Genomic DNA, 26,565 nt, shown 5'->3' on the forward strand with positions numbered 1-26,565 from the left:
ATGTTGGACAAACCTGCCTCGGCCCTGCGCCTTCGCGAACGGCTGCTCGATTCAGAACGGCTGATGGAAGAGACCGGCTGCTATGACGGCATCACCGAGCTCACGCTACGCAACCAGGACCCGCTGAAATTCGAGACGCTGCACACCAAGCTGCGCGCCTATTGCGTCTCGGCCCGCGAAATGGCCCGCCGCATCTCGGCCTCGCCCGGCGTGCGCGAAGTCGGCGAAATGGTAGTGGCGATCTATACGCCCGAGGGCGATGCGATCGCGCTGTCCAACGGCATCATGGTCCACGTCCACACGATGAGCCGCTTCATCAAATGGATGATCAAGAACAATTACGAGGAAAACCCGAAGATCCGCGAAGGCGACATCTTTGCCAACAACGATGCCTTCATCGGCACGGTGCAGGTGCCCGACGTCATGGACGTGGTGCCGATCTTCCATGAAGGCACGCTGGTCGGCTGGGCCGGTGCGGTCTGCCACGAGCTCGAAGCCGGCGGCATCACGCCCGGCGGCGACGTCTGCCTGGCGCAGGAGCGCTTCACCGAAGGCCTGTTCGTCTGCGCCGAAAAGATCGGCGAGAATGACGAGATCCGCCGCGACTACGTCATCCGCTGCGAGCGCAATCTGCGCATGCCGATCTACTGGGTGCTCGACGAGAAGGCCAAGGTCGCCTCCTGCGTTGACATGCGCGAAAGCGTCAAGCAGCTGATCTCCGAGATCGGCCTCGACTACTGGATGAAGGTGTCGAAGGAGTTCATCGAGGAGGGCCGTCGCGCCCAGCTCGCCCGCACCTGCCAGCTCACCGTGCCCGGCATCTATCGCGGCCACACCTTCTACGGCCATGTCACGGCGGGCAAGCCCGGCTTCCAGCTGCTTGGCGATCCCGACTGGCTCTACAACATCCCGATCGAGATGGAGATCACCACCGACGGCAAGATCACCATGGACTTCGAGGGCACGCAGCCCTGGGGCTACCATTCGATGAACTGCACGCCGGCCGGCATGGATGGAGGCATGTTCGTCACCTTGACCCAGCACATGAACTTCGAAGGCCTGGTCAATGACGGCGCCTGGATGGCGACCGAGCTGAAGCTGCCGCACGGCACCTGGACCAACCCCGACAATGAGATGGTGGCGACCGCCACATCCTGGGCGCTGCTGCTGCCGGCCTATGGCGTGTTCCAACGCCTTTTGTCGCGCGGCTTCGTCGCGCGCGGCTTCGTCGAGGAAGCCTTCGTCGGCCAGGTCAACAGCCCGATGATCGAGATGGGCGGCGAAAGCCAGTACGGTACGCCGTTCGGCATGGCGCATTTCGAATGCGCCGCCGCCGGCTCCGGCGCGCTGGCCATCGCCGATGGCCTCGACACCGCCTATGTCGGCTGGAATCCGGAATCCGACATGGGCAACATCGAGGTCTGGGAACAATCGATGCCGATGGTCTATATCGGCCGCTCGATCGTCCCCAATTCGGGCGGCGCCGGCAAATATCGCGGCGGCTGTTCCTTCGTCTCGACCTGGCTGATCAACAAGACCTCGCACCTGCGACTGCACACCTCGGAACACTCCTCGCGGGTATTCGACAATGGCGGCATGTGTGGCGGCTATCCCGCGCCGACCTGCCAGAAGCATCGCGCGGTACGCAATTCCAACATCCATGAACTGGCGGCAAAAGGCGAACCGCTCGCGCATGCCCCAGGTATCGATCCGCATGTCTCCGACTACGAGAAGAACATCGGCGGCGACCATGCCGTGGTCGAAGGCCCCTACATCACCTCGCCGCACAAGTCGGGGGACATCTTCAGCCATTCCTACAATGGTGGCGGCGGTTACGGCGACGTGCTGGAGCGCGATCCGGTCAAGACCGCCTGGGATGTCGAGAACGGTTTTCTCACCCGCCAGGCGGCGATCCAGATTTTCGGCATCGTGCTGAAGGACGACTCCGAGGGTTATCCGGTTGCCGATATCGACGCCACCGTCGAACGTCGTGCCGCCATGCGCAGAGAGCGTCTGGCCAAGGCGATCCCGGTTTCGGACTGGATCGCTGCCGAACGCGGCCGTGTCGAGAAGGCCGACTTCGCGCCCGAGGTGAAGAAAATGTATGCCAGCGCGATCAAGCTATCGTCGCGCTTCACCAGGGATTTCAGTGATTTCTGGACCATCGACGCCAGATCGATCTTCATGCCGGGAGCAAAGCCATGACCTCATACAGCAAGGAAGTCCTCGGCGATCTCTCAGCCGGCAAGCTGCCCTGGCCTCAGACAAAGCGCATCATGAGCGCCTACAAGGACGACGACCGCTTCTTCAAGATGCTCGCCGTCTATCAGGACCGTGTCACCTGGAAGGACCCGATCCTGCTGCCGGTCTCGGATCACCTCTTCATCTGCCAAAGCGGCGATGAACGGATCACCCGCTGCGAATGCGGCCACTCTTTCGGCGACTACCGCAAGAACTGGAAGCTCAAGGCTGCGATCAACGTGCGAAACACCGAGGAAGCGCTGCGCGAGATCTATCCCAACAGCGATATCCCCGATCCGCAATGGATGGAAATCCGCGAATTCATCTGCCCGCAATGCGGCACCATGCACGAGGTCGAGGCGGCAGCACCCGGCTATCCGATCGTGCATGATTTCGAACCCGATCTCGAAGGCTTCTATCGCGAGTGGCTGGGCAAACCGCTTTAGCGACGTCGTGACAAGCCCTGCAGGCAAGGTAGCGCTCGTCACCGGGCTGGGTCTAAGACTATCGCATCAAACGTCGGTATCGGAGACTGCCCACCATGACAGACCTTTCCGGCCGCAGCGCCATCGTCACCGGCGGGTTTTCCGGCATGGGTTTCGCCATTGCTACGGCCCTGGCGCAAGCCGGCGCCAATGTCGCCGTCGGCTCCTACATCGCGCCCGCCGGCGCCGACAGATCCGACGCCGCCTATTATCCCGGCGCCGACGAAATCGAGCGCGTGCGGTTGGCCCTGTCGGCACACGGCACCAGGGTTTATGCCGCCCATCTCGATGTCCGCGACAGCGATGTGACCGACCGGTTTGCGGCTGACGCACAAGCCGCCATCGGCCCGGCCGACATACTGGTCAATGCCGCGGGCACCACCGCCGAACAGCCGGTCTGCGGCCATTCCGACGCACTGTGGGACAAGATCGTCGACACCAATCTCAGCGGAGCGTTCCGCGTCACCCGAGCTGTGCTGCCCGGCATGATCGCGCGCGACTGGGGCCGTATCGTCAACATCGGCTCGACAGCGGCTTCCGTCGGCTGGAAGGACAACCCGGCCTACTGCGCCTCGAAGGCCGGGCTGCTCGGCCTTACCCGCTGCGTGGCGCTGGAAGGCGCCGCGCACGGTGTCACCTGCGTCATGATCAGCCCCACCTGGGTCGAGACCGAACTGATGCGCCGCAACGTGGCGCAGGTCGTCGAGCGTGAGGGCAAGGGCAGAACCGCCGAGGAAGCGGTGGCCGAGATCGCCAAGGGCAATCCCCAGCAGCGCCTGCTGCAGCCGCAGGAGATTGCGGCACTAGCCGTGTTCCTGTGCTCGGATCTGGCCAAGGGCATCACCATGGAAAACATTCAGGTCACCGGCGGAGCGCTGTGGTAGCGGTCACCGTTTGAATTTTCGAACGAGCGAGCCGTATTAACGCCATTTGTCGGTTGCATGGTCGTTTTGGCCCTGCCCGCGGCAACTTTACCCCTCGCGGCAAATTTACCATTGAGTGACAGGCGATAGAGGTTATATTGTGCACTGCACAATGGATGCCCGCTGATCGGGTCCGGCAAGGGCAGGTTCCGGCGATCGCGCATGCAAGGGCGGACCTGACGCAGAAAAGCCGACCATGGGCGCTTCAGCCCAGCCGAAAGGCGGTAGCATGAGAAATCCGGTACGGATATGAAGATCCCGAAATCCATTCTGATCGATCCGGACAACAACAAGGCCTATGCCGCCTTCGCCGTTGCGGTGTCGGTGTTTGCCTTCGCCTACTCCACCAATTTCGGCCAGATCCTGATCCTCGCCTACTATCTGGTATGGCTGCCGCTGCTGTTCGTCGATTATCGGCGTTTCGCCCGCGATCTCTCCAGCGCCTGGCTGCCGCTGCTGTTTGCGGCCTATGTCTGCCTGTCGCTGTTCTGGTCGCAAGCGGCCGGCACCAGCGCGCGGGCGGGGCTGCAATATTTCTCCCACATGCTGTGCGCCTACATCGCGGCGCGCACCATCAGCACGCGCACGCTGGTGCTGGGCTCGCTGATCGGCATCTTCATCGTGCTGCTGTATTCGCTGAAGGTTGGCGCCTATGCGCTCGACACTATCGACGGCACCACCAATTTCGTCGGCGCCTTCGGCTCCAAGAACCAGATCGGCTTCTTCGCCTCGCTCGGCATCTTCTTCTGCTTCGCTTTTCTGGCCTTCTACCGGCGCAACTGGATGAGCTTCGTCTGGACCGCGCCGATCATCCTGCTGTCGGTCTATATGCTGGCGATCGCCCACTCGGCGACGTCAGTCGCTTCGCTTCCGGCGGTGATCGGTGTCGTTGCTTTGCTTGCCATGAGCAAGGTTCTGTCACGCCGCTACCGCCGCGTGCTGTTCGTCGTCGGCGCTACGGCGCTGGTCGGCGGTGTGATGGCTGCGCTGAACCTTGGCCTGCTCGATGTCGTGCTCGGCATCTTCGGCAAGGATTCGACGCTGACCGGCCGCACCTATCTCTGGGAACAGGGCTGGGCCGCCGCGCAGCAGCGTCCGGTGCTCGGTTATGGCTATGCCGCCTACTGGATCCAGGGTTTTGCCGATCCGGAACGGCTCTGGGCCGAGTTCTACATCTCCACCCGCACCGGCTTCCATTTCCACAACACCTATATCGAGACGCTGGTCGAGCTCGGCTTCATCGGCGTGACGATGCTGGCGCTGATCATCCTGCGCTCCTTCTGGGGCCATGTTTCGAAGGTGGTGTTCGGTGACTGGAGCGCCGATTCAGTGGTGCTCGCCGGCGCGGTCGGCATGATGCTGATCCGCTCCTTCTTCGAGGTCGAGATCCTCGGCCCCTATTTCATGGCCTCGTTCATCGTCTATTACGGCCTGTTCAAGCTGCGCCCGGTGCCGCTCGCCAGGGCAAGGCGGGCCTATGTTCCGGTGCCGGACGAGAACACCGCCAACGGCCGCATGCCGGCGCGCGTCTGACTTGCTTATCTCAGGCCACGGCGCGCTTGCGCAGCATCAGCCGCTGCAGGAAGCGGCGCAACGGCTCGTCATAGACGCGCGTGGCGATGTCGGCGATGACGATGACCGAAACCGCCATGACGATGCCGAACCAGGGATGATGCGCGAACGGGTCGATCGCTGCGGCCTTGCCCGCCCCGGCGATGATCATCAGCAGCGGCGTGTGGATGATGTAGATCGGGTAGGAAATCCGCCCCAGCCAGCCATAGAGGCCTGACAGGCGCGGCGCCGTCGTCGCAATAGTGCCGACCACCACCAGCGCCGGGAAGACCAGGACGACGCAGGCGAGATCGTAGGCGACGCGCGCGCCGCCGGCCGGCGCGATGGCAAAGACGATGAGCGTCAGCGCGATCGCACCCTCGACCCACCAGCCGCGCCGCAGGAAGCCGAGGGCGCTTTGATAGCGTGTCATGGACCGGCAAAGCAGCACGCCCAGGAAGAACGAGAAACAGACGCGCGGCAGGCCGCTGATGATGGTCGAGCCGGTCATGCCGAAGTCGAGCGTGCCGGCAATGATAGAGGCGACCACCAGCAGCACCAGGCTGACGGCGATGAGCGTGCTCAGCACGCGTTTCGTCAGCAGGAAGAAGACGGCGACATAGGCTATGTTGACGATCAGCTCGAAGAACAGCGACCACGACGCGGGGTTGAGCGGAAAGATCGTGTGATAGGCATCGCTGACCAGCGGGATGAAGAACATGCCGGTCGTCAGCATGGTGCCGATCTCGGAGATCGGCATGTATTCCGCCGGAATCAGCCGGTTCTTGACGATGAGATAGAAGAAACCGAGCAGCGTGCCGGCGAGGTAGAGCGGGTAGAGGCGTATCAGGCGGATCGCCAGGAACGTGCCGAAGCCCATGCCGTTTTCGATCTTACGGTCATAGGCATGCGCGATGACGAAGCCGCTGAGCAGGAAGAACAGGTCGACCGCCAGATAGCTCGACGGCAGCACCTTGCCGGCGGCCAGGAACGGCGAGAAGTGGTAGAGCATGACGCTGATCGCCGCGACGCCGCGGATGGCATCGAGATTGAGGTAGACGTGGCGCGGTGCGGCGGGCTGCATGGAATGCCTTCAAGCGGTCGGAAAACGGAAGTTCCCGCCCGCACCCTGGCGCGAACGAGCCGAACTTGTTCCTCCCGCCTCCATCGCGCGGGCCTCGCCGAGCGAGCCCGAGCGCTAGAGCAATTCCGGGAAAAGTGGGAAACGGTTTCCGTCCGGAATTGCTCCAAACAAACAGGTTACTGGCTGGCCGTCGGCGCCAGCTTCACCTTGATAACGTCGCCCGGCAGCACCGGCGTATCTTCCTTGGCGTCGATCTCGCTGGTCTTGCCGTCGGTCACGCGCACCAGCGAATAGATGAGCGCCGGCTCTTCATTGTTGTTTGTGATGGCGGCGGTCGTGGCCGGGTCCGATGCCTGGGCCATCAGGCCCTGTTGCATGTTGACCCTGAGTGCGGCTTCGTTGAGGTCTGCTTCGACCTGCTGCCGGTCGGCGGCAAGTCTCGAGTTCAACGTGTTCTGGGCATCGATGGCATCCTGCGTCGCCTTGCTGACCGACTGCTTGGCGGTGAGGATCGCCGTCTCATAGTCCAGGATCTTGCCCTGCAGATCGGTGACCGACTGTTGCGAGGAAAGCAGGCGTGCGTTGGCGACCAGGCCCTTTTGCGCCAGCGGACCGATACTGTCCGCCTGCTGCTGCGCCAGGTCGACCTGTTTTTGCTGGTTGACGATCTTTTTCTGCAGCGCCTCGATTTCGGACTGCAGGACCCCTTTCAGATCGTCAAGCGCCTGCAGCTTCAGCTTCAACGCTTTCTGGTCGGAGATCAGGATCTGCATTTCGTCGGAGACGATTGTCGCCAGGCGCGGGTCGCCCTCGACTTCCTTAGGCGCCTCGAAACTCTCCTTGCCGGCGAGATCGGCATCGATGCGGGCACGCTTGACGATCAACCGCACGCGCTGGTCGTCATAAATGTCGAAATTGCCCTTGGCGGTGATCAGGTCCTTGCCGAGCTGGGTCCCCAAATCGGCGTTGCGCCGGATGCCGCCGGCGATGCTGATCGCCTTGAGCACGGTCAGCTCCGGCACATAGGGAAACTGGCCAGGCGTCTGGATCTCGCCCGAGATGTAGAACGGCCGGAACTGCACCATTTCCACCGAGGCTTCCGGCTTGTCCGACAAGGCAAGCTTGCGCTGCAGGGCGACGCTGATCGCGGCCGCAACCTCCGACGTGGTCTTGCCGGCGGCCGGCAGTTCGCCGACGAACGGAACCGACAAATTGCCGGCGGGACCGACCGAATATTCGCCGTTTACCGCCGACCAGTCACGGAACGTGCCTTCCACCGTCTGCCACTCGGCGACGCGGATGTTGAGCTTGTCCTGCGAGCCGAGCCGGTACTCGTCGGCCATGGCTGGAACCGCGAGCGACAGAGCGAGGCACGTGGCGACAAGCCGTGCCGGCCGCATCGGGCCGGCAAGGCGAAAATACGCTGATATGTCTGTTTTCAACTGAACGTTTCCGATCCGTTTTGGCCCCATCCGCCCGATAGGCCTGCTGCCGAGTGCCTCCTTCGGAACCTGGCAGAATACTATGGCTGCAATGCGAGACCGGCCCATCGCCGAATAGCTTTGGACCGGATTGGCTTCGGGCCGTACCGGCCGATTGCTGACCAGTTGCGGTCGGTCAGTAGGAACCGCGCGACATCCACACCGCAGGCACGGTCTTGAGGATGATGCGAACGTCTTCGAACAGCGACCAGTTCTCGACATAGTGACGGTCGAACGCGACGCGACTGTCATAGGAGACATCGTTGCGTCCGCTCACCTGCCAGAGCCCGGTCAGGCCCGGCCGCGACTTCAAATAATAGACCGCGGCGCTGCCGTAGATCTCAAGCTCGTCACGCACCACCGGGCGAGGCCCGACAAGGCTCATGTCGCCCTGCAGGATGTTGATGATCTGCGGCAGCTCGTCGAGGCTGAGCTTGCGCAGAACGGCGCCGACGCGGGTGACGCGCGGATCGTTCTTCAGCTTGCGGGTCGCGATCCATTCGGCGTTGGCTTCCGGGTTGGCCGCGAGATAGGCGGCCAGCACACGTTCGCCGTCTTCGACCATGGTGCGGAACTTGAGGCAGGGGAAAATCCGCCCACCGCGTCCGATGCGCTTGTGGCCGTAGAAGATCGAGCCGCCGTCGGAAAGCTTGACCAGAAGGGCCACCATCAGGAACAGCGGGCTAAGCGCCACCAGGCCGACAAGTGAACCGAAAATATCGAAACTGCGCTTCAGCAGCCCGCCAATGGGTGGCGGAAAATCTACGCCGACATGCGAAAATGCCGCATTGGCCGACTTGGCAACGTCCCTCATGCAAAAGCTCCATACGTTGAACGGATGGTTTATGCCACGATACCAAAAAAATGCTGCAGCGCAACACACAATTTCCCATATGGCTGAAATAGTCACGTCAGGAATTGACTAAATAATAAACGCTCCTTGCCCAAATTTTGCCCTTTATGGCGGGTTTGTGACGAATAATTAGCAACCGTAGGAAATGTAATGCCTTTTTTCGGCGGGTTTTGGGCAAATCGTCCTTTGCCGCAGAGGGAACGGCTTTAACTGATTTTCGAATCACTGGCTTTGCTAAATTAATCAAGTAAAATACTAATCAACATTGTAGATTCTACTGTAGTATAAAGCGCATGACGAGTTAGGTCACCACCCCTGCGTGTGCATCGCAGCATGGCGGAGTCCAAGCCGCCGCCAAGCCGAAAATTATTGCAGGTTGCCCTTGCCGTCAGTTTCGCGCCTTAATAGAGTCGCAAATTATTCCTGATAGAGTCTGGATGGGTTGGGAAGGCCGGAAGCAACCGGCCGAAAAAGAGCAGCTAAATAAGCTCGCATGGCGAATGGGGAGATACTCGGGTGGGTAAGTCATCGCTTTTGCATGCTCGGGCCGGTTGACGGGCCGCCGAACATGTCATTACCAAAATTCGTCATTGGAATGGTTTTCGCCCTCGCGATCGTGGTCGCGTGGTCCTATGTCGACGGCGCGACGGTCACCACAACGGTGCTTCGCGTCATCGGCTGCGCTGTCCTCATCCAAGTCGGTTATTTCCTGCTGGTGTATGTTATGATCGCCAGGAGCGCGCCGACATCGGCCGACAGGGCTCGCGACGCCGAAAGAAGCCTCGGCGCCGACAAGGCGGTTGAAGGCGAGAAGCTCTCGGCGAGGCGCAGCGTGCATTGAGTAGTCTGAAGCCGCAAGGTCGGCCTCGGATCATCTTGCAGCCGGACTCAGCCTGCTTCGGCCGGCTCGGGTTCCGATTGCTCGCCTGAAAGCATTTTCGACAGGCGGCTGCCGGCCTTCGCTTTCAACCTCTGATATTGCCCGACTTCGACGATTCGCCCGTTTTCGACTGCAACCACCCAGTCGGCGAAGGCGATCATCGATGGCCTGTGCGCAATGGTCAGGATCGTCATCGATCCGCGCAAGCCGTCGATCGATTTGGCGATCAGGGACTGGTTCTGCCAGTCGAGCGCGCTGGTCGCCTCGTCGAGAATGAGCAGCGAAGGTTTGCGCAGCAGCGCGCGCGCCAGCGCGATGCGCTGGCGTTCGCCGCCCGAGAGCCGGACGCCGCGGTCGCCGACCACCGTGTCGAGCCGCAACTCCAGCCGCTCGACGAAGTCGGCGCCATGCGCAGCGCGCAGTGCAGTCCACAGCTCCGCGTCACTGGCTTGCGGCGCGGCAAGGCGCAGATTGGCGGCGATCGTATCGTGCAGCAGGAACACGTCTTGCGGCACATACGCCACCTGGTCGCGCCAGCGCCGGCGATTGGCCGCGCCGATCTCGACGCCATCGGCCAGGATCTTGCCCTCGCTCGGTTCGAGCAGGCCAAGCAGCATGTCGGCAAGCGTGCTCTTGCCCGATCCTGACGGACCGATCAGCGCCGTTACCTTGCCGGCGGGAAGGCCAAACGTCACATCGCTCACCACCGGCTTGCCGCCGGCCTCATAGGCAAAGGAGACGTTGCGGATGTTGAGCCCGACATCGAGCGACAGCTTGGCATCCGATTCGAGGTTTGCCGGCTCGCGTTCGGCATCGAAACGCGCCTGCATGTCGCGCATCGAGGCATAGGCCGGCAGGTTGATCAGCACCTGCTGCGCCTGCATCTGCATGTCCATGAAACGCGGCGCAATGCGCATGAACACCAGAAGCAGCACAACGATCTCGGCCAGTGAGAGGTTGAAGCGGATCAGGGCGACATAGATGAACAAGCTCAGACCAATGACGCTGGCGACCTGGAACAGAGCGGTGCCGATGGTACTGTTGCGGACGTAGTTGATGTTGTCGGCCTTCATCTTCCCCAGCGTCGAGCGAAGCTGTGCGTAATAGGTCGCCTCGACATTCAGGCTCTTGGCCACCTTGATGCCGCCGAGGAACTCCGAGACCGTTCGGTACTGCTCCTGGCGATTGCTGGTCAAAACCCGGCCGAAGGCGCTGGCTCGTGCCCGAAACGGCTGCAGCGCCAGGAAGGTGACGATGCCGACGACAATGGCAAACGCCGTCATCACTGGCGAAATGAACAGCGAGACAACGAGATAACCCGCCAAAAGCACGGCGATCTGCACCAGCATCAGCAGCGAGAACGCCGCCGACTGCACGCGGTCGATATCGCCGGTCAGCGCATGGTCGAGATCGGAGCTGCGCATGCGCGCGAATATCCCCCACCGCGCCTTGCCGATGCTCTCGAACAGGTTCATGCGCAGGCGATTGATGAAGTCGAGCAGCAGCCGCGCCATGTAGACGGATTTATAGCGGTTGAACGCTGCCTGCAGCGCGACAAGCCCGACCAGCAGGCAAAGCACCGTGGTCAATTGCAGCGTTCCGTCCGGAGCCAGCCAGCGCACCCAGTCGCGGTCAGGCAACCTGACCGCGAAATTCTGCTCGGGTCGCCCGACCAGATGCAGCAGCGGCACCAGAAGCAGGATCGAGATGCCTTCGGTCAGGCTTCCCAGGATCAGGAACAGCAATGCCGTGAAGGTCCTGCGCCCGCCGATCCGGGCCATGGCGGCGCCGAAGCCGGCGACATCGCGGTAAAACGAAAAGCGCAGGATCTGCGATGCGGACATGTCAGTCACCGCGGCCCTTTGTCGGCCGCCAGATCGTTTTCGATCAGGGCGACGGCTTCGCCGATACGGTCGAGCCCGGTGGGCACTTCGAGGCGACAGACGCCGACCTGGCTGGCCAGGGCGGCGCATTGGCGAAGATGTGTCGTGGCAAAATCGCCGACCAGGGCTGGACGGCCGAAACGCGTCACATAGGAAAATTTGATGATTGCCGGCAGGGCGCCGATGCCTGGCAGCGGCGTGATCGCTGCCTTATCGCTGCGCTCGAGGATATAGATCCGGGTCGCCGGCACCGCGTCTGCCGCAAATCCGGCGTGCAGGCGATGCTGCATCTTGTCGATCGCCGCATGCACCTGCGGGCGTATTTCTGCCTGGCGGATGGGAAACGCGGCGGCGGCATCGGCGGCGAGCTTCAACTGCGGAAAACCCGGAACGATCATCGGCCGGTCCGTGAGATCGAGCGCCACGACATCGTCGGTCAGCAATCGATGCCCGGCACGAATCATCGCGCTCGCCGTCGTCGATTTGCCGGCGCCCTTGTCGCCCATGAAGACAGCGCTCTTGCCGCCGACCGCAATGGCGCTGGCGTGCAGGATGAGCAGGCCGCGCTGATGCAAAAGCAGCGCCATGACCGGGCCGAGCAGCGGAAACGCCAGCAGCGCGTCGTCGACATCGGGCGCCGGCTCCACCTCGATGCGGCAGGCATCGGTGATCAGGAAGGCGCCGACCGTCCGCCAGGCCAGATATTGCTGACGCGCCTCGAAGCGGAAAGCAGTTCCGGTCTCGGGCGAGGGTTTTGGCAAGTCGATCGGGCCGACTGCAATCACCACATCGACCGCCGCCGGCGCGCTCGGCTCCAGCTCGGGCAATTCGACCTGCGAGCTGATCGTCAGGCCATAAGCCCTGTAGAAGTGTTGCGCGCGAGCCTTGGGATGGCCGGCATCGCGGATCGAATCGGTGAGTGGCATGTTGGCCGGTGTCATGCATGGCTCCCGCGCTGTTGCACCTGCCTTAGCCACAGCGACAACGCGATCGAACGCCAGACATACTGGACATCGGGCAGGGTGGCTTCGTCCGGTTGCCGCGCGATGCGGCCGTAGGCGGCGGTCACTTCGGGCAAATTGACATAGGGCGCGATCAGCGCCGCATCCGCTACCAGCACCTTGTCGAGGAGATCACGGTGATTGCTGAGCATGCCTTTGACCAGGTTCGAGGTGAAATCGATCTTGTCGCGCCGCCACTGCACCACCGGGGGCAGGATACCTTCCATGGCGCGGCGCAGCACCGAGCGGCCAAAGCCCCGGTTCAGCTTTTCCGCGCCGGGCAGCGCCAGGCAGAACTCGACCAGCGGCTTGTCCCAGAAGGGGTAGCGCGGCTCGACGCCGAAATTGGCGGCGGCCTTGTCGAGAACCTCGAAGGCGTGCGGCACCATGCCGTTCGACAGCAGCCAGCGATGGGTCAAGGTCTCGCTGGCGCTGACCGCGGGCGACATGTAGCCGGCCCGGCGAAAGCGCTCGACGAGGTCCGTGCGCATCGCCAGATCCGGATTGATCAGCCCGCGCCAGCTGGTCGCTGAGCGCCCGGCGGGATGGCGCCGCAGCTTGTTGATTGCGCGGTTCGCGAACCGCTTGATTTTCGCGACGCGCCAGGCAGGCCCGTAGAGGGTCAGGAACTTGTAGTAAAGGCCGAGCATGCCGTCGCCATAAGTGTTGGAAGCGCTGCGCAGCTCGCGCCACAGCTCCATCCATTTGCCGGCATCGGCGAGTTCGTGCAGATGGCCGTGGCCCTGCGAAACCACCTCGTCGCCGCCATGGCCGTCCAGCAGCACCCTCATGCCCTTGGCGCCGGCGGTCCTGTAGATGTCGCGGGTCAGCGACAGGCCGGGCGCAAGAAACGTTTCTTCCTGCTCCTCCAGAATGTGTTCGAATTCGGCGAAGGGCGCATAGTTGCCGACGGAAATCAAAGTGCCGTCGACCTTCTCCTGTCCAAGCACTGCCTCGATGAAAGGCCGCTCGTCCATCGGCGAACCCTTTTCGAACACCAGCGAGAAGGTCGGCAGCCTCGGCTTTCGCTGCGCGGCATTCTGCAGGCCCGCCACGCAGGCGATCGACGAGGAATCGAGCCCTCCGCTCAGCATTGCGCCGACCGCAGGCGTGCCGCGCATACGGTTGCGGACCGATTGCGAAAACAGATGCCGGAATTCCTCGGCCGTATCCGATCGCATCGGCCTTGGCGAGGGTTCGATCTGCCAGTAGCGGCGCAGCACCACCTGGTTGCCGGTCACTGTCAGACTGTGGCGCGCCGGCAGGCGGAAGATATCGGCATAGGCTGTCGACTGCGGATCGTCGGGCAGCCCGGCCAGGAATCCCGAAATCTGGTGTTCGCTGATGCGCATGTCGACGCCGCCGGCATCGAGGATCGGCCCGATCTCCGAGGCAAAGACGAAGCGCCGGTCGCTCGAATGATAGTAGAACGGTTTGACGCCGAAATGGTCGCGCACGCAAAACAGCTGCCGGCGCTCGCCATCCCAGATGGCAAAGGCGAAGTCGCCTTGCAGATGCTCGGGGCAGGCTTCGCCCCAGCGCAGATAGGCGCGCATCAACAGCACGGCGTCGGCAACCGAACTGTCCCTGATGCCAAGCCTGGCCAGCAATTCGTCGCGATTGTCCAGCCGGCAGTCCGCGGTGATCGCGAGCTTGCCGCCGGCCATGGTCAGCGGGCCGGGGCCGGCTTCATCGGTGGTGTTGAGCCAGGCGTGGCCAAGAACGACGCCCTCGTCCATCCACCACGAACTGCCGTCAGGCGCGCGATGTTGCATGCGGGTAAGCATGCGCTGGATGTCGGCCGCGGCGGCCTGCCTGCCTCCCTGCCTAAGCAGAATTCCGGCGACGCCGCTCATCGCTCACTGGCCGTGGTCGACGAGATGGTTAAACCTGCCAAGCGAGCCGCCGAGCACGATATGGTCGCCGCTGACCAGCCAGGCATGCGCCTTCAACTCGGTGCCGGTGTCGCGCTCGATGCCGATGCGGATTTTTGAGGCGTTGCCCTGGCGAGCAAGCAAATACTGGCCGGAAAGCGCTTGGGTCAGACAGCTTGCGCCAGGCACCAGGCGGGCAGCCGCAGCCACGCCCCAGGCGACACGCCTGAGATCGCCGATGTCGGCAGGTTCGCGCGCGTCGAGCCGGGTCACCATGCGGCGCACTTTGTTGTAGGAAAGCAGCGTCAGCCCCAGCCGCACCGCCACGACCACCGCAAGGCAGTGGGCGAGAAAGAGCATCTCCGGCCCGCTCAGTGAGAAAGCTCTAGACAAGTTCCTCATCATGGAGCCTCGCAAGCCCGGCGTCCGCCAAGCCCTTCAACAATCCATCGACATCGGCCTTGCAGCGTTCCGGATCGACATTGTAGCGATCCAGCACGGCGCTGCGGATTTCGGAAATCGGCCGCGGCTCCTGGATCAGCTCCCAGATATAGGCGCCGACGCTGTTCAGGCTGTAATAGATGTTGGACCTCATATCGAGCAGCGCCAGGCCGTTGCCGAATTCGCAGGCCACGGCATCCTTGCTCGCGCTCATCCGATCATGGTCCGTGGGGTTCCAGTCCATCCTAAACCTCGCTCACAACCAACGCTTCGACAATTCCGGACAAAGACGCGAGAGCCGGGGTTTGACCCCCGACTCTCCTTAGTGCGCTCTGTTTGCAGAGTCCGGACTTTGTCACCCCAACGAGAGAATACTCAGGAGAAGGTGAGTTCGCCGACCGGCGTATGTGCCGGAAACGAGGCGTCGAGTGCCGTAGTACCGCTACCGCCTTGCGTGATGGTCTCGATCGAGCCGTGGACCGTCAGGCTAGGGGTTTCGTACTCATGCTTTTCAACATTCTGTTCCAATTTACTCTCCACTTGTGGACTGGAAGCGGCCTGTCGATTGCCGGCAGCGAGCTATTGCTGCACCGCAATAGCTGCATGGCAGCATTTATGAGTCAAGCCTGATTTACCAGCCGTTAATCAATTCTCGGTTGCGACTCCCTTCAATGGTGATCAAAGCGCTTTGCATTTTCACATCCAGGAGAATTCAGCAGAGTGTCCGAGGCCATGAACTAAGTATCTGATTTAGTTACGTTAAATTTTCCTTCGAATGCTCCTCACTTGGGCGCTGGCGCATTCCCACAAAATTGTTGCTGACGTACCCGCCACAAGCCCCGATCAGGCGGCGCCTTGCATCTCGTTGTAGGACTGTGTTGCGAAACGTTCAGGTTGCAGGAAAATTGGCGCCAAAGGAAAAACTGGACGCGGCGCATGAATTTGGCGATGCTTTGCTTCGCACTTGCAATATAACGCGCCTGGCGAATTTTTGCGGAGATGCTGCAGCAGATGGCCTTGCAGGAAGGGACCTTCGAAAGGTTGCGCGCCGCTGGCTGCGCCGACGAAGTGGCCTATGTGCAGGCTTGCCTGCGGCTGTTCTTCGCCTCCAGGGCGAGCCCCAGCGCCGCGCCTGCACCGGCCATCTCCGTTGCCGATGTTTGCGATATCGCCAGGCTGAACAAGGTCGCCACCTTCATGCTGAAGGCGCTGTCGCGCCCACCGGCGGGCGAGACGCCGCCGGGATTGCTCGAGTGGCTCGACACTTATCGCCGGCGCACGATTGCGATGAACTCGTCCGGCATCATGGATTCGATGGCCATCGACAAGGCGCTGCGCGGCAGCGGCATCGATTTCGTCTTCCTGAAGGGCCCCCTCCAGCAGCAACTGCTCTATGGCGACCATTTCATGAAGCCGTCCGGAGATGTCGACATATTGGTGTCGCCGGCCGGCTTCTTTAGAGCTCGCGATGCGCTGCGCTCGATCGGCTACGAGGTCGCCGGCAAGTCCCGCTCCGTCTGGTGGGTGCGCTTTCTGGGCGAGCAGCACATGGTTCGCAGCCAAGGTCGGAAATTGTCCACCGTCGATCTCCATTACCGGCTCCAGCAGCCGGGATCGCCCAGCCCGCGCGATACGGAAGGGTTCCTGCGCCGCAAGCGCGCGCTTGCGATCGCCGGCTCCAGCGTGCCGTTCATCTCGGCCTCCGACACTTTGCTTCTGTCCTGCATCAGTGTCGCAAAGGCGCTGTTCAACCGCGAGCCATGCGCGGGCTATGTCTGCGATATCCGGGCCGCTGCCGGTCGGCTGAGCGAGGCCGAGCAGCAGACTGTGCTCGACTACGCGGCCGAGCAGGGGCTGGCTGACACCCTGCTGCTGGGCCTGCGCGCCGCCGATGTGCTGCTTGGTGGCGCCGGCACGCTGCTGTCGGATCGGGCCACCAGGATCCTGTCACGCATCGGCAATGAAGACCTGTTCCACATGGTCATCGCGCCGTGGCTGTCGTCGCTCAGATGGCCGCAACGGCGCACCGTTTTGTGGGAATTGTGCGGCCGCGAACCTGTCCGCTACCTGACCGAGGCCGGCTGGGCCGCGTCAGCCGACCTCAGCCGGCGGATTTTCGAGCGGGAAAGCCGGTGACGATGAGGGTCGTCATGCAGCAGGCAGATAACGTTCCGTCCCGATCCGCTGGGGATGGATCGGGGGATGGATCTGGGTCCGGCGCCGCGCGCCGGGAGGGCGAGGGACCAATGCGACACTTTATGCAATCGAAAGGCCACCCTATGTCCATGACAGAATCCCGGGTCTGCGTGATCATCGCGGCGCGCAACGCGGCCCGGACCATTCCCGCAGCCATCGCCTCGGCGCTGCGCGAGCCGGAGGTGGCGGAAGTCGTTGTCGTCGACGACGCCTCCACCGACGACACCGCAAAAGTGGCCAGCGCTGCCGACGATGGCAGCGGTCGGCTTTCGGTCATCCGGCTCGACGTCAATCGCGGCCCGTCCTTCGCTCGCAATGCCGCCATTGCCGGGTCGAAATCGCCTTTCATCAGCATTCTCGACGCCGACGATTTCTTCCTTCAGGGACGGTTTCGCCAGCTGTTTGCCAGCGCCGACTGGGATTTCGCCGCCGACAACATCATGCTGATCCGTGACGATACGGCGACCGATGTCTCGAAGATCGTCGCCCCGTCCTTTTCGGCGGACCCGGAATTCCTCGACTTCGAGCGATTCATCGAGGGCAACATCTCCAGACGGCGTGTCCAGCGCGGCGAACTCGGCTTTCTCAAGCCGGTGATATCAAGAGCTTTCCTCGACAGGCATGGGCTGCGTTACGACGAGAACCTGCGTCTCGGCGAAGATTACGAACTCTACGCTCGCGCCTTTGCCCTTGGCGCACGCTTCAAGGTCATCCGTTCCTGCGGCTATGGCGCGATCGTGCGCGCCGATTCGTTGAGCGGGCACCACAAGACACAGGATCTGAAGCGCCTCGCCGATGCGGATCTGGCACTGCTCGAGATCGACAGCCTGCCGGAAGGCTCCAAGGCCCTGCTGCGCAAGCACGAGCGGCATGTGCGTGACAAATACCGGCTGCGCAATTTCCTCGATGTGAAGGCCGAGCGCGGCATGGCGTCTGCCGCCGCCTATGCGCTGGCCAGCCAGTCGAACCTCGTTCCTATCGTTGTCGGCGTGGCCGCCGACAAGCTCGATGCGTTGTTTCGCCACGCCGGTCTGTCCCCGCGGCAGCAGCCGGTGCCGCCCTTGCGCTTCCTCATGGCCGTTACCAACACGGCGGCGCAAAAGTAGGCTCCGCCAAGTCCGGGACGGCGGCCGCAAGGCTGAAAAAATTGCCTTTCTGAAACTCGGAGGTTGCCTACACGCCCCGACGATGGCACTGTATGTTGCGGTGCAGCAATTTTGGAAGGCCAACCGGATGGCTTCAATTTTCGGCTTCAGGTCCAGGGACCCAGCGCGCGACAAGCAGACCGATCTGGCGCGTTTCGACCGTCTGGCAAAGCTGTTGGATCAGATCACGGCCGAGATTGCGGCCGAGAAGACCGGGTTGGAGGCCCGCTACCGGTCGAAGTCCACCAACGCGGCCTTCCTGGTCGAGTCGATGGAGAACGGCTCGGCGTCGGCAAGCAAGCTGTCGGAAGTCGGCGAGCTGACGAAGTCCATCCTGAACTGCGAACAGCGCATCGCCGAGCTGGTGCGCCAGACGAGCCGGATGAAGGAACTGCGTCATTCACTCGACGCGATCGTCGGCGAGGATGGCCAGAGTTCTGATTCGCACCGGGAATATGTCAAACCCGCAGGTCGCTTCGGCTGAACACGGTCACACGAGACACAGAAGAGAAAGTTCGGGGACGGAGGATCGGGATCGGCCCGTTAGCAATGTGGGCCAATCGGTGACTTTGGGTTGGGGCGGAACAGCACAAAGGTGAATTGATATGAACGCAGATCCGAAGACGACGCCCATGGCGGCAATCGATGCCATGACTTCGACGCGGCCAAATCGGCCAATGCGTCTTGTAAACCCAACGCGTCTTCTATCCGTTGGTGCGCTTCTGTTGGCGGCAGCCGCAGCTCTGCTCGGCGCCGCCCACCCCTCCAGCGCCCAGGACGCCTCCCCGGAGATGCAAAGCGCACCGTCCTTCGTCGACGAATTCAAGAGTTTCGATCGTTCGCGCTGGTATGTCTCCGACGGTTGGTCGAACGGCAATCACCAGAACTGCACCTGGTCGAAAAGCCTGGTAAAATTTTCCGACAACATGCTGACGCTCGGCTTCGAAAAGCGCAAACTGAAGGACCGCGAGTTCGCCTGCGCCGAGGTCCAGACCAAGCAGCGCTTCGGCTATGGGACCTATGAAGCACGGATGAAGACCGACACCGGATCCGGTCTCAACGCCGCTTTCTTCACCTATATCGGCCCTGCCGACAAACAGCCCTGGTATGAGATCGACTTCGAGGTGCTGACCAAGGATACATCCAAGGTGCAGGTCAACAGCTACATCGCCGGCAAGCCCAAGAACGAGAAGCTGGCCGAGGTCGAAGGCGGCGCCGACAAGGGCTTCAACGACTATGCCTTTATCTGGGAAAAGGACCGGCTGCGCTGGTACGTCAACGGCAAGCTGGTCCAGGAGGTGACCAATCCCGAGCAATTGCCGACCCACTCGCAGAAGATATTCTTCAGCCTCTGGGGCAGCGACACGCTGAAAAACTGGATGGGCGCCTTTTCCGACCCCGGCCGCCAGGTGACGATGCAGGTGCAGCGCGTCGCCTTCACCGCGCTCGGCCAGCCGTGCCAGTTTCCGGAATCGCTGGCATGCAGTGTAAGCAGCATAAAGTAGATCTGAACCGGCCCGGCTATATAAGGCCAAAGGGCGTGAACAGGAATTAACCCGAATGAATTTGACGGTCTTTGGAATTGGCTATGTCGGTCTCGTGCAGGCCGCGGTGCTGGCGGAGGTCGGGCACCAGGTGGTGTGCGTCGATGTCGATGAAAAGAAGGTCGAGCGGCTCAACCAGGGCCTGGTGCCGATTTTCGAACCGGGACTGGAGGCCCTGGTCAAGGAGAACCACGCCGCCGGCCGCATCAAGTTCACCACCGATGCCGCCGCCGGCGTCAAGCATGGCGAGATCCAGATGATTGCGGTCGGCACGCCACCCGGCGAAGATGGTTCGGCCGACCTCAAATATGTGCTGGCGGTGGCCGAGACCATCGGCCGCGAGATGGACGGTCCCAAGATCGTCGTCGGCAAGTCGACCGTGCCGGTCGGCACCTGCGAAAAGGTGAAGGCCAAAATCGCCGCGACGCTGAAGGCGCGCGGGCGCCAGGACCTGGCTTTCGACGTCGCTTCCAATCCTGAGTTCCTCAAGGAGGGTTCCGCCGTCGCCGACTGCATGAAGCCTGACCGCATCATTGTCGGCACCAACAGCGAGGGTACCGAGGCGGTGATGCGCGAGCTCTACGCGCCGTTCAACCGCAACCACGAGAAGATGATCGTGATGGACGTGCGCAGCGCCGAATTCACGAAGTACGCCGCCAACTGCATGCTGGCGACCAAGATCTCCTTCATGAACGAAATGGCCAATCTGGCCGAGCAGCTCGGCGCCGACATCGAGGAGGTACGCAAGGGCATCGGCTCGGATCCGCGCATCGGCTACCACTTCATCTACCCCGGCCTCGGCTATGGCGGTTCGTGCTTCCCCAAGGATGTCCGCGCGCTGATCAAGACCGCCGAAGGTGTCAAGTTCGACGCCAAGCTGCTGCGCGCCGTGGAGGAGCGCAACAATGCCCAGAAGTCGGTGCTGTTCGACAAGGTGCACCGTTATTTCAAGGGCAGTCTCAAGGGCAAGACCTTCGCGCTCTGGGGCCTCGCCTTCAAGCCCAACACCGACGACATGCGCGAGGCGCCGGCGCGCGTCCTGATGGAGGCGCTGTGGCAGGCCGGCGCCAATGTGCAGGCCTACGATCCCGAGGCGATGCAGGAATGCCAGGCCATCTACGGCCTGCGCGACGATCTGCTTTTGTGCGGCACCAAGGAGGCGGCGTTGCGCGGCGCCGACGCGTTGCTGATCGCCACCGAGTGGAAGAGTTTCCGCGCCCCGTCCTTCGACGCGGTGAAGGATGCCCTGACCACGCCGGTCATCTTCGATGGCCGCAACCTCTATGATCCCAAGGTCATCGCCCGTCACGGCATCGAGTATTTCTCGATCGGCAGGATGGCGGCGTGAAGGCAGGGCGGCACAACGCGGAGCCAGGTTCATGAAAGTTCTGTTTGCAGGCGGCACCGGCTACCCGCCGCAATTCAGCGGGGGCGTCCAGTCGAGCACCCACCACTTGGTCGAGCAATTGCGCGAAAACGGTCACGAGGCATCCGTTCTGGCAGCGCTGTTCGGCGACGGCATGTTCGGCTTCCGGGCGCGCGCCAAGATGAAGCTCCTTCGTCAGCGCGCGGTCATCGACAATTTCCCGGGCTATCCGGTTGTACGGGCGTGGTTCCCCTGGGAAGCGGCCGACTTCGCCGTCAAAAAGTTGAGGCCGGATGTCGCGGTCGTGCAGTGCCACAATTCGGTGCCGATCGGCAGAGAGTTGCAGAGGCTTGGCGTGCCGCTGACTGTCTATCTGAGGAATGTCGAATTCGACGAATTGGCCGGCGATCTGCGTGAGCTCCATTCGGCGGTCTATATCGCCAACTCCGAGTTCACCGCGCGCGCCTACAAGGCAAAATTCGATATCGATTCGACGGTTATTCCGCCGACCATCAATCCCGCGTTCTACAGCACACCGACGACCGGTGAATTTGTCACGCTCATCAATCCATATGAGGAAAAAGGCTTCGATCTTGCGGTGCGCATTGCCGCCGGCTGTCCCGAGATCCCGTTCCTGTTCGTCGAAAGCTGGAAGCTCGACGACGATCATCGAGCCCGGATCGAAGCAACAATCTCTCCCCTCCAGAACGTCAAGCTGGAAAGCCGCACCAGCGACATGAAGACGGTCTACGGCCGCACGAAAATCCTGCTTGCGCCCAGCAAATGGGAAGAAGCCTGGGGCCGGGTGGCCTCGGAAGCGCATTGTAGTGGCATTCCCGTGGTCGGCTCGCGGCGCGGCGGTCTGCCGGAAGCGATCGGCGCCGGCGGCGTGGTACTGGACTACGACGCCCCGCTCGCCGACTGGGTCGCAACGGTCAGGCGGCTGTGGAGCGATGAGGCCGAGTACAAGCGGCTGTCAGCGACAGCACGTCAGTTTTCGGAGCGGCGGCAAATGAACCCCGACAGCCAGTTCGCAACGTTCATGGGCGTTCTCGACCGCGCAAGACGTGTCGGTTTGGAGCGCGCAGCCTAAACGCGTCGTGTTGCAGTTCAGCTGAGACGCTGCACGACCGTGGTCGCGCAAAGTTCCCGTTAGCCAGGTCCAGGCGTCGTGCGCCCGTCCGGATCACTTTTAATTGCTGCAGTGCAATATTTTGTGGCACTGCAGCAATCAACGTGTATTCTGCCTGTCTACATTAGGGCTTGTGCGATATGGACCGCTTGGTCCGAGCAAGCCCCAACTTTATGGGCGGGTCATGCGCGTGGGCTTTATCGTCGGCGAATTCCCTCTGCTTTCGGAAACCTTCGTCGTGGACCAGATGGCTGGGCTGCTGGCGCGGGGCTTTCAGGTCGAAGTGGTCTGCGAAAAGATGCAAGGTGACCACCGAATTGACCGGCAAAGCGAGCCGATGGCGACGCTGCTCGCCAGAACCCGACATTGGTGGCGATGGGCCGCTGTAATCAGCAAATTTGTACAGCGTCTGCCGCCGCGTCTGCGATACAAGGCGTCGACCGTTCTCGACATCGCCTTTGCACGCCGCCTGAACCGCTGCGACGTGATTGTCGCCCACTTCGGACAGAACGGCGAGAGAGCAGCCGCACTGAAGAAATGGAAGGTGCTCAAACCACCGATCATAACCATCTTTCACGGCGCGGACGTGGCGATCCCGGCGCGGCAGGCAGTGCTCGCGACACAATATGCCGGGCTGACCAAGCATGGGACCCTGAACCTGCCCGTCAACGATTACTTCCGCACGATGCTGCTGGAAGCCGGCCTGTCCCAGGCGAGCACGACGGTCCACCATATGGGAATTGACACCCGCGAAATCGGCTATCGCTGGGAATCGTGGGAAGGCACCCAACTGGTCGTGACGACGGTTTGCCGCCTGGTCGAAAAGAAAGGCGTCGAGTTCGCCTTGCGAGCCCTGGCCTCCCTCAAGGCCTCCCAGCCGCAGCTAGACTGGCGTTACGACATTGTTGGCGACGGTCCTCTGCGGATGAATCTGGAGAAGCTGGCCGTAGAGCTGGGCTTGGCTGGTCGCGTAACATTCCTCGGCAGCCTCCCTCACGCAGAGGTGAAAAGACGGCTTCGCATGGCGCATCTCTTTTTGCTGCCAAGTATCACTGCCAGCGACGGGGATATGGAAGGCATTCCGGTCGCGCTCATGGAGGCCATGGCCGCCGGATTGATTGCGGTCAGCACGTATCATTCGGGAATCCCGGAGCTCATCAAGGATGGGGAGACGGGGTTGCTTGCGCCCGAGCGAGATATTTCAGCGCTTGCCGGCAAGCTTGCCTGGGCCGGGGAGCACCCGACCGAATGCGAGCGTATCGCGCTTGCCGCACGCCGCAAGGTCGAGGACGACTTCAACGCAGATGTTCTGAATGAACGTTTTGCGCAGATCGTTACCCAACTGGCCACATCGAGCCCTGCGCATGAACCTGCCGGTCATGTCGGGGTTTCCGAGGGCTTGGCGGATCCTTCATCTGCCGGCTGACACTGCTGCTCTGCGTTTGATCGGCAGACACGCCAAGCCGAGGGAAATCTTGCTACACTGCACCAAAAATGTTGCAGTGCAGCAAGACCTATACTAACGTCCCTGCGGGTGGGCCAACAGCGGTAGAGTTCCATGCTGCATGTCTTGTGCCTCCGGCACCCTGTTTTCGGCCCGGCTTTTGTCAAGGGCACACCGGCTCTCCGCACGAGCGCATCCTGCCGATGAAGATTTGCTTCGTAGTCGACAAGTTCCCCTCATTGTCCGAAACCTTTGTTCTCGACCAGATAGCCGGATGCCTTGAGCGCGGCATGGAAGTCGGCGTCGTCTGCAACGAGACGTCCTTCGGCAGGGACAGCAACATCGATGATCCGCGCTGGCAGGCGCTGCCAGGAAAGGTCGTATGCTGGTGGGGTGGCCTGGGTCGCTATCGCCCGCTGCTCAGGAAGTGGTCCGGCAGGTTCTGGGACAAGCTCTCGACCGCCATCGACATTGCTCATGCGCGAAAACTGCAGGGCGCCGACGTCATCGTTGCCCATTTCGGCAACAACGGCATGCGCGTGGCCCGCGCCATCAAGCGCGGGAGGATTTCCGCTCCCCTGGTGACGATATTTCACGGCCGTGATGTCGGCGAACCGCTGCATGACAATACGCTCGCGCGCTACAAAATTGTGTTCGAAAAGGGCGTTCTTCAACTGCCGGTGAATGCGTTTTTCCGCGATGCCTTGATTGAGGTCGGTGCATCGCCGGAGCAGGTTGTGGTTCACCATATGGGGGTGCGGCCGAGTGACATCGACTATCGGTGGCGTTCATGGGAGCAGGCTACGCTCTCTTTCATCTCGGTCTGCCGCCTGACTGAAAAGAAGGGCATCGAATATGCGCTTCGCGCGCTTGCTGGCCTGCCGCGGCGAGACTGGATCTACTCGGTGATCGGCGGCGGAGAACTTCTCGAGCAGCTGAAGGGGATCGCCGCAGAGCTCGGCATTGCCGGCAGGGTGAATTTTCTTGGGCCCCGGCCGCACAGCGAAGTCAAACAGCGTCTGCGCGATGCGCATGTGTTCCTGCTGCCCAGCGTCGGCGCCCGCGATGGCGATCTGGAAGGCATTCCGGTTTCGCTGATGGAAGCGATGGCCGCCGGCCTGACGGTGGTCAGCACATATCATTCCGGGATCCCTGAACTGATCGATGATCACAAGACGGGTTTTCTCGTGGCTGAGCGGGACGTTGCGGCGCTGACCGGCAAGCTTGCCTGGATCGCCGAGAATCCGAAGCCGTGTGAAGGGATCGCTCTCGCGGCGCGCAAGAAGATCGAGGCGGAGTTCAACTCCGATCTGCTGAACCAACATTTCGTGGAAATCGCCATGCGGCTTGGCGAAACGAGGTCGCTTGCATGAACGCCAATCCGCCCCCCCAGTTCGGTCGTGTCGCCCTGCGCGGCGGGCTGGTAACCATCGGCGCCCAGGGCTTCAAGATGGCGATCCAGTTTCTCTCCGTCATCGTGCTGGCCCGTCTGCTGGTCCCCGAGGATTTCGGTCTGGTGGCTTCCGTCGGGCCGATCGTCGCCTTCGTCGGGCTGCTTCAGAATCTGGGCCTGCAGCAGGCTGTGGTTCAGCGCAAGGACATCAGCAACCAGCAGCTCAACCAGGTGTTCTGGATCAGCGCGCTCGTCGGGCTGGGCAGTGCCGTGGTAGTGGCCGGCCTGGCGCCTGCCATCGCCGCGTTCTATGGCGATCAACGTATGTCCGGCATCACCCTTGGCTCCGCCCTGCCGCTGCTTCTCGGCAGTCTGGCCGCAGTGCCGCTGGCGTTGATGAACCGGCACCTGCAGTTCGGCCAGCTCGCACTGAACGACGTGATAAGCGCCGCCGCCGGACTTCTGGCCGCCGCGATCGCGGCCTATGCGGGGTTGGGCTACTGGTCGCTGGTCATCGGCCCGGCGGTTTCGGCAGCTATCGCCCTGGCTGCCGCCTGGCTGGTGGCGCGTTGGACGCCTTTGCGGCCGGACCTGAAGGTCGATGCCGACATATTGTCGTTCGGCGCCAACCTGACCGGCTTCAACCTCGCCAACTTCTTCTCGCGCAATCTCGACAACATTCTCATCGGAAAATATTCCGGGGCGATCGAACTCGGCTATTACGACCGCGCCTACAAGCTCCTGTTGTTCCCGCTGCAGAACATCAACCAGCCGCTGACACGGGTCATGGTGCCGCTGCTCAGCCGCATCCACGATGACAAGGCCCGCTTTCGCGATATCTATGTGCGCACCAACTGGATGCTGGCGGCCGTTACCATGCCGGGCATCGCGGCGCTGACGCTGACCTCCAATCAGATCGTCGGACTTCTCTTCGGCGCGGGCTGGGCACCGGTCGCACCGATCTTTGCCTGGCTGGGCATCGCCAGCCTGGTCCAGTCCGTTTCAAGCACGACGGGATGGATATTCATCTGTCAGGGCAAAACGAAGACCATGTTCCATTGGGGCATCTATTCGTCGCTGACGACCGTCGCTGCGTTCGTCGTCGGCCTGCACTGGGGCGCCGTCGGCGTTGCCGCGGCCTATGCCATCAGCGGTTACGTGCTGCGCGTTCCCGTGCTGGCGCTACTGGTCCATCGCGTCGGTCCGGTGACCGCCGCCGACTTCCTGCTCATGCAGGGGCTTTTCATCGCCTCGTCCCTGCTTGCCTGGTTCCTGTACCTGTGGTTGCCGGCGTCTCTAACGGGCCAGTCAGACCTGCTCGCGGTCTTTTTGGCGCTTGCCCTCAACTACGGCATCGGTCTCGTTTTCATGCTTGCCGTCCCGCAGTCGCGACGCGCCTTGTTCACCACCCTGTCCAACGCCGCGCGCAATATCCGCTGAGCGGCCGGCGATCAGCGGCGCCAGCAGGTTTGTGGCCGACATTGCCGAAGCATGTTCTTCGAGCACGGCCTGAAGGCTTGTCTTGCGATAGCGGTCGAGATTTCCCGCAAACCGGCCGAGCTTTTCGCGCGCCTCTTCGGGCGTCACGGTGTCGATGTCGAGCAGCACATCGTCGACACCGATTCGCTTGGCCACTTCCTTGGTTTTG

Annotated in this window: 23 protein-coding genes; 14 read left to right on the forward strand and 9 right to left on the reverse strand. The window is 62.1% G+C overall.

Annotation, left to right across the window (positions count from 1 at the left end; genetic code table 11):
* The 4 genes from NKI15_RS22010 to NKI15_RS22025 all read left to right on the forward strand — a co-directional run bounded on the left by NKI15_RS22010 (window position 1) and on the right by NKI15_RS22025 (window position 5,182).
* Window positions 1–2,205 (forward strand): hydantoinase B/oxoprolinase family protein, encoded by a 2,205-nt coding sequence (locus NKI15_RS22010; RefSeq protein WP_352514589.1) that lies wholly within the window; start codon window positions 1–3, stop codon window positions 2,203–2,205.
* Window positions 2,202–2,687: an acetone carboxylase subunit gamma gene (locus tag NKI15_RS22015; RefSeq protein ID WP_023725869.1), complete on the forward strand. Its 486-nt coding sequence runs from the start codon at window positions 2,202–2,204 to the stop codon at window positions 2,685–2,687. The genes NKI15_RS22010 and NKI15_RS22015 overlap by 4 nt, the downstream gene beginning before the upstream one ends.
* Before the next feature lie 95 nt (window positions 2,688–2,782).
* The gene (locus NKI15_RS22020) at window positions 2,783–3,610 is read left to right on the forward strand and encodes an SDR family NAD(P)-dependent oxidoreductase (RefSeq protein ID WP_352514588.1); all 828 of its coding nucleotides are present in this window, start codon (window positions 2,783–2,785) and stop codon (window positions 3,608–3,610) included.
* Window positions 3,611–3,898: 288 nt separating this feature from the next.
* Entirely contained in the window at window positions 3,899–5,182 is a 1,284-nt protein-coding gene (locus NKI15_RS22025) for an O-antigen ligase family protein (RefSeq protein ID WP_023689977.1), read from the forward strand.
* Between the two features lie 10 nt (window positions 5,183–5,192).
* On the opposite strand, the gene NKI15_RS22030 is transcribed toward NKI15_RS22025, so the two are convergent.
* The 3 genes from NKI15_RS22030 to NKI15_RS22040 form a co-directional block, all read right to left on the reverse strand.
* Entirely contained in the window at window positions 5,193–6,284 is a 1,092-nt protein-coding gene (locus NKI15_RS22030) for an acyltransferase family protein (RefSeq protein WP_352514587.1), read from the reverse strand.
* A gap of 176 nt (window positions 6,285–6,460) precedes the next feature.
* The gene (locus tag NKI15_RS22035; protein ID WP_032891595.1) at window positions 6,461–7,684 is read right to left on the reverse strand and encodes a polysaccharide biosynthesis/export family protein; all 1,224 of its coding nucleotides are present in this window, start codon (window positions 7,682–7,684) and stop codon (window positions 6,461–6,463) included.
* Between the two features lie 217 nt (window positions 7,685–7,901).
* Window positions 7,902–8,579, reverse strand: coding sequence for a sugar transferase (locus NKI15_RS22040; RefSeq protein WP_023668816.1), 678 nt, complete (start codon window positions 8,577–8,579; stop codon window positions 7,902–7,904).
* A gap of 607 nt (window positions 8,580–9,186) precedes the next feature.
* Between NKI15_RS22040 and NKI15_RS22045 the strand changes: the two genes are divergently transcribed.
* Window positions 9,187–9,459, forward strand: coding sequence for an exopolysaccharide production repressor protein (locus NKI15_RS22045; protein ID WP_023711266.1), 273 nt, complete (start codon window positions 9,187–9,189; stop codon window positions 9,457–9,459).
* 47 nt (window positions 9,460–9,506) lie between these two features.
* Here the strand turns inward: NKI15_RS22045 and NKI15_RS22050 are convergent, their stop codons facing one another.
* The 6 genes from NKI15_RS22050 to NKI15_RS22075 all read right to left on the reverse strand — a co-directional run bounded on the left by NKI15_RS22050 (window position 9,507) and on the right by NKI15_RS22075 (window position 15,225).
* Window positions 9,507–11,342, reverse strand: coding sequence for an ABC transporter ATP-binding protein (locus NKI15_RS22050; protein WP_023732551.1), 1,836 nt, complete (start codon window positions 11,340–11,342; stop codon window positions 9,507–9,509).
* Window positions 11,343–11,347: 5 nt separating this feature from the next.
* Window positions 11,348–12,322 carry a phosphoenolpyruvate carboxykinase (ATP) gene (locus NKI15_RS22055; RefSeq protein WP_352514586.1) on the reverse strand — a complete coding sequence of 325 codons (975 nt, stop codon included), beginning with the start codon at window positions 12,320–12,322 and terminating at the stop codon, window positions 11,348–11,350.
* Window positions 12,319–14,238, reverse strand: coding sequence for a lasso peptide isopeptide bond-forming cyclase (locus tag NKI15_RS22060; RefSeq protein ID WP_352886935.1), 1,920 nt, complete (start codon window positions 14,236–14,238; stop codon window positions 12,319–12,321). The genes NKI15_RS22055 and NKI15_RS22060 overlap by 4 nt, the downstream gene beginning before the upstream one ends.
* A 3-nt stretch (window positions 14,239–14,241) precedes the next feature.
* Window positions 14,242–14,616: a lasso peptide biosynthesis B2 protein gene (locus NKI15_RS22065; protein ID WP_245261015.1), complete on the reverse strand. Its 375-nt coding sequence runs from the start codon at window positions 14,614–14,616 to the stop codon at window positions 14,242–14,244.
* Between the two features lie 25 nt (window positions 14,617–14,641).
* Window positions 14,642–14,911 carry a PqqD family protein gene (locus NKI15_RS22070; protein ID WP_245259933.1) on the reverse strand — a complete coding sequence of 90 codons (270 nt, stop codon included), beginning with the start codon at window positions 14,909–14,911 and terminating at the stop codon, window positions 14,642–14,644.
* A gap of 161 nt (window positions 14,912–15,072) precedes the next feature.
* Window positions 15,073–15,225, reverse strand: coding sequence for a lasso RiPP family leader peptide-containing protein (locus NKI15_RS22075; RefSeq protein ID WP_023684233.1), 153 nt, complete (start codon window positions 15,223–15,225; stop codon window positions 15,073–15,075).
* Window positions 15,226–15,708: 483 nt separating this feature from the next.
* On the opposite strand from NKI15_RS22075, the gene NKI15_RS22080 reads away from it, so the two are divergent.
* From NKI15_RS22080 to NKI15_RS22120, 9 genes are all read left to right on the forward strand, one after another.
* Window positions 15,709–16,833, forward strand: coding sequence for a nucleotidyltransferase family protein (locus NKI15_RS22080; protein WP_023711260.1), 1,125 nt, complete (start codon window positions 15,709–15,711; stop codon window positions 16,831–16,833).
* 143 nt (window positions 16,834–16,976) lie between these two features.
* Window positions 16,977–17,999 carry a glycosyltransferase family 2 protein gene (locus NKI15_RS22085; protein ID WP_352514584.1) on the forward strand — a complete coding sequence of 341 codons (1,023 nt, stop codon included), beginning with the start codon at window positions 16,977–16,979 and terminating at the stop codon, window positions 17,997–17,999.
* A 214-nt stretch (window positions 18,000–18,213) separates the two neighbouring features.
* Entirely contained in the window at window positions 18,214–18,522 is a 309-nt protein-coding gene (locus tag NKI15_RS22090) for a hypothetical protein (protein ID WP_502895711.1), read from the forward strand.
* Between the two features lie 121 nt (window positions 18,523–18,643).
* Window positions 18,644–19,543, forward strand: coding sequence for an endo-1,3-1,4-beta-glycanase ExoK (gene exoK, locus NKI15_RS22095; protein ID WP_023746622.1), 900 nt, complete (start codon window positions 18,644–18,646; stop codon window positions 19,541–19,543).
* Window positions 19,544–19,598: 55 nt separating this feature from the next.
* Window positions 19,599–20,930 carry a UDP-glucose dehydrogenase family protein gene (locus NKI15_RS22100; RefSeq protein ID WP_023668805.1) on the forward strand — a complete coding sequence of 444 codons (1,332 nt, stop codon included), beginning with the start codon at window positions 19,599–19,601 and terminating at the stop codon, window positions 20,928–20,930.
* A gap of 31 nt (window positions 20,931–20,961) precedes the next feature.
* On the forward strand, window positions 20,962–22,041 hold the full coding sequence (locus NKI15_RS22105) for a glycosyltransferase (RefSeq protein ID WP_023746623.1): 1,080 nt from the start codon (window positions 20,962–20,964) through the stop codon (window positions 22,039–22,041).
* Window positions 22,042–22,264: 223 nt separating this feature from the next.
* Entirely contained in the window at window positions 22,265–23,506 is a 1,242-nt protein-coding gene (locus NKI15_RS22110) for a glycosyltransferase (protein ID WP_023746624.1), read from the forward strand.
* Window positions 23,507–23,727: 221 nt separating this feature from the next.
* Window positions 23,728–24,897: a glycosyltransferase gene (locus NKI15_RS22115; RefSeq protein ID WP_023750437.1), complete on the forward strand. Its 1,170-nt coding sequence runs from the start codon at window positions 23,728–23,730 to the stop codon at window positions 24,895–24,897.
* Window positions 24,894–26,357: a lipopolysaccharide biosynthesis protein gene (locus NKI15_RS22120; protein ID WP_023684224.1), complete on the forward strand. Its 1,464-nt coding sequence runs from the start codon at window positions 24,894–24,896 to the stop codon at window positions 26,355–26,357. The genes NKI15_RS22115 and NKI15_RS22120 overlap by 4 nt, the downstream gene beginning before the upstream one ends.
* Window positions 26,358–26,565: the final 208 nt, after the last annotated feature.

Origin of the sequence: Mesorhizobium sp. M0862 (genome assembly GCF_040319795.1) — a bacterium.
GTDB lineage: Bacteria > Pseudomonadota > Alphaproteobacteria > Rhizobiales > Rhizobiaceae > Mesorhizobium.